Raw genomic sequence first — 3,632 nt, forward strand, 5'->3', positions numbered from 1 at the left:
TTCTAGTGAAGTACACCTGTACTTAAAATAGACATATCAACCTCAATATCCCACTTCATTTTACTTATAGTTTTACGGGTAAGCTCAGTATCCCACTTAACTCGCTGATGTCGACGTACGTTTTCTGTCAATCCAATGGGATCGACCTCTAATTTTTGCATTTCTTCTAAGAAATCATTGATTTTTTTTTCTAAATCCTTCTCTGCATCTTTTTCTAATCTTTCCATGATTTCCGGGTCTTTAAAGGTAGCACTTTTACCTTTATACTCTGACATCGTTCCCTCTATCTTAAGTATAATTTTTAATCTTGGGGATTCTAAGCTTTTATTACTTATAATTTTTACGCTGTTATCAATGAAATCAAGTAAGAGTGTATCTCCTCCCCCTACCTTTAAGGTAAAAGGAGATAATTTTTTCTTCCCCTGTATTGCTTGAATATATAAGGCATCATCTGGGTGAAGTACGTTTTCCATATGATCCCCTTTAAATAAGGCGACACCAGTTAACTCCAACTTTTTCCCTTTAAGTTCAATTACAGGCATAATTGAATCTATATTAGGATTAGTTTGTGTATACATCAAGTCATGTATATTAGTATTTGGGTTAAATGCTAAGTTTACACTTGGCTGGAGCAGGTCAGTGACATAGTTTATGACGCTTGCCTTGTCCGTATAATCCTGTCGCATTAACTCCTCAGCGCTACCTTTTACAATAGCTAGCAAAACCTCATTGCCTACTTGTGTATTTCGGTATAAATGCTTGATTACTTCTTCAACCTTTCCACTAGTAGCAAATTCCTCACTAAATAAAATGACACGTAATTGATTTAGAACTACTTTTTTCTCTGTTTTTTTCTCAATGTCGACCATTCCTGTTGTGACTAATTCAGTTGTAGTTGTATAAATTTGTGTTCTTTCATTAGCATACTTGGACTTTTGAGGAATGGCTGCAGTTAGCTTATAAGTTCCTTCTTCCTCATAGTCAAATCCAAGAACTCCTACCATATCAATACCTTCAATCGGGACCTTCTTTTCATTCAAATTGCAGCCCGTCAAAAAAACCATTCCTATTAATAATATTAAAATGTTTTTTTTACTCATGATTCCACCTGCTTTTTTTAATAAAGTGAAGGGCAATTAAAATAATTGGCCACAGTAATAATCCATAACCAATTCTATAACTTACAATAAAAGCCCTCTCTAAATTTTCATGAGAAAGCGGTAGCGTGAGGATTACGAAAATGGTGGTAGCTATTATATAAACGTGGGAACTTTTTCTTTTGGATATAATAGAATTTACACCTTTCATAGAAGCCCAGATATATCCTGACACAGATGAAAGCACTAAAAATACCCACAAGGTAATACCAAAAATATCTATTCTCTCCACAAAAGAAAATCCCCCTGCTTTAAATAGATGTAAAACAGAGTACTGAACATTACTTAGCTGCCATTCAGAAAAATACATAACACTTACCAGGGTAGTCAAGAAGAACAAAGATACACTAATCCAAATACCTATTAATGCATGCTTAAACGCTTTTTGTTTATTAATAATATAAGGAAAGAATATTAATATTACCTCATATCCGAATACAGTATTAAAGCCTTGGTCAAATGCCACAAAAAAATCATTCCAACTGTGATTAAACACAGGAAAAACATGGCTTATGTCGCCTTTATTTATAGACCATTTTAAAAAATAAACTATCGGTATTGTAATAAAAAATGCCATTATACAAAATCTAGCGACATTTTTTATACCACCATTAACGATATACAATACCAATAGCAAAACTAAAATAAGAGGTATGCTTGTATTTTGTTCTTGGAGAGCCGTGCTTTGAATCAGCTGTACATAATTGCTGACCTTAGCAGTGGCTAGTAACACTAACTGAATGACTATAAAGGCGTTAATACACTTCCCTAAAGGCTTACCTAATATTTCCTCATTAATCTCAAACAAGTTCTTTGAATGATATTTTGAACATAACCAGATCATTGGCCATAGAGATATACTTGCGATTATTCCAAATAGGATTGGCATCAATGCCTGGCTGTAGCCAAGACTACTCAATCTTTCAGGCAGTGACAAAACTCCTGTACCAAACATAATACTCTGTACCAAAAAAATGACATGATAGCCTTTTAAACTCTCTTTGTTAGCACTCAGGTATGTTCACCTACCTATATACTTCGTTTTTTGGAACGAGAAATTCCACTTTTCCTCTTTAAGAAAGCTATTGGAAAACGTACAACACTATCCATCAAGTCAGACATCCTTCTCGGTATGACTGTTGACATAAAAGCCGTACCGAGGGATTTTACTCTTAATAAGTGGGCAATTAGCCAAGCAAATGCAAGCATTTGACCAAACAAACCAAAAATACCAGCTGAAAGTATAAAGACATAACGAATAGTCCTGCTCGTATTACTCATATGGAAGACTGGTGGAAGGAAGGACAACAGGGCAGAAGTTGCCACAATAACGATTAAAATATTACTTACAAGGCCAGCTTCAACCGCTGCAGTACCAATAACAATACCTCCAACAATCCCTATCGTTTGGCCAATTTTTGCAGGCATCCTTGCTCCTGCTTCTTTTAATACCTCTACAATTAGCTCAATAAATAACACCTCAAACAGAGGAGAGAAAGGCACTTTCATTCTAGATTCTTGAAGATTTAATAGGAGCTCATAAGGAAGAACCTCCTGGTGAAAGGTTAATGCGGATATATAAGTTGGAGTAAGCATAATGGTTAAGAAAAAACCAAAAAATCGAAGAGATCTAACTAAGCTAGCAGATGGCCAGCGATTGTAATAATCCTCAGCACTAATGAACATTTCTAAAAAGGAGGTTGGGCATACAAGAGCTGCTTGACTGTTATCCATTAAAATAACTATTCTGCCGTCTGCAAGATAATGTGATGTGGTATCCGGTTTTACAGTCATATAATATTGAGGAAATAGTGAATACGGATTATCTTCTATTAACTGCATAAGAATAGAAATATCAAAGAACTTAGGATAATCAAGCTTGGCTAAGCGACTCTTTAATTGCTCGAGAGCTGCTTTATCTACTAAATCCTCTATATAGAGAATAGTGATTTTCGTATTTGTAACGCTTCCTATTGTTAAGTCTTCATTTTTAAGCATTGGATTAACTATTCGTCTTTTAACAAGCGAAAGATTTGTCTGTATGGATTCAGTAAATACATCTTGAGGGCCAATGAATGTACTCTCCATCTCTGAAGTAGTTACTTCCCGCTCCTTTACACTATACGTATGAATACTTAACAGTTGGTTTGTCTCATGGAAGTATAATAACGTTTCACCAGTAGCAAGTTTTTGTGTAATCTCACCAATATTTGAGGGGTTCATATGTTCTGCCACCTGATGTATTTGGTGAATATAATTTGCTAAAGGAATTAAAACCATTATTTCTAAAGTTTTGCTATCTGTTAAGGATTGAGAAAAAATAATCGTAACAATGCCTTCGTTAGTTGGGATATTTTTATATAAAACGTCATTATTATCTTTAGTAATCTCTTTATAATACCTAATCCTTTTTTCAACCAAAGCATTCGTCGATGTGGTACCATCCATAAAATATGCAAGCATCGGTTTTTTTAC

3 protein-coding genes are annotated in these 3,632 nt (G+C 34.6%); all 3 read right to left on the reverse strand.

The window, feature by feature from the left end; translation table 11 throughout:
* Positions 1 to 2: 2 nt before the first annotated feature.
* Genes AC06OU_RS00415 through AC06OU_RS00425 form a run of 3 tightly spaced genes read right to left on the reverse strand, consistent with a single transcriptional unit; the run spans position 3 to position 3,620 of the window.
* Positions 3 to 1,100, reverse strand: a complete 1,098-nt coding sequence (locus tag AC06OU_RS00415) for a Ger(x)C family spore germination protein (RefSeq protein ID WP_475853359.1) — start codon at positions 1,098 to 1,100, stop codon at positions 3 to 5.
* Positions 1,093 to 2,172 (reverse strand): GerAB/ArcD/ProY family transporter, encoded by a 1,080-nt coding sequence (locus tag AC06OU_RS00420; protein ID WP_475853361.1) that lies wholly within the window; start codon positions 2,170 to 2,172, stop codon positions 1,093 to 1,095. The genes AC06OU_RS00415 and AC06OU_RS00420 overlap by 8 nt, the downstream gene beginning before the upstream one ends.
* A 14-nt stretch (positions 2,173 to 2,186) precedes the next feature.
* A complete protein-coding gene (locus AC06OU_RS00425) occupies positions 2,187 to 3,620 on the reverse strand; it encodes a spore germination protein (protein WP_475853362.1) in 1,434 nt (477 codons plus the stop codon).
* Positions 3,621 to 3,632: the final 12 nt, after the last annotated feature.

The sequence above is a fragment of the Psychrobacillus sp. genome (assembly GCF_056205495.1).

Bases quoted from the DNA above. Each gene is read 5' to 3' on its own strand.
- AC06OU_RS00415 (WP_475853359.1), bottom strand. From the start codon at position 1,100: ATGAGTAAAAAAAACATTTTAATATTATTAATAGGAATGGTTTTTTTG.
- AC06OU_RS00425 (WP_475853362.1), bottom strand. From the start codon at position 3,620: ATGCTTGCATATTTTATGGATGGTACCACATCGACGAATGCTTTGGTT.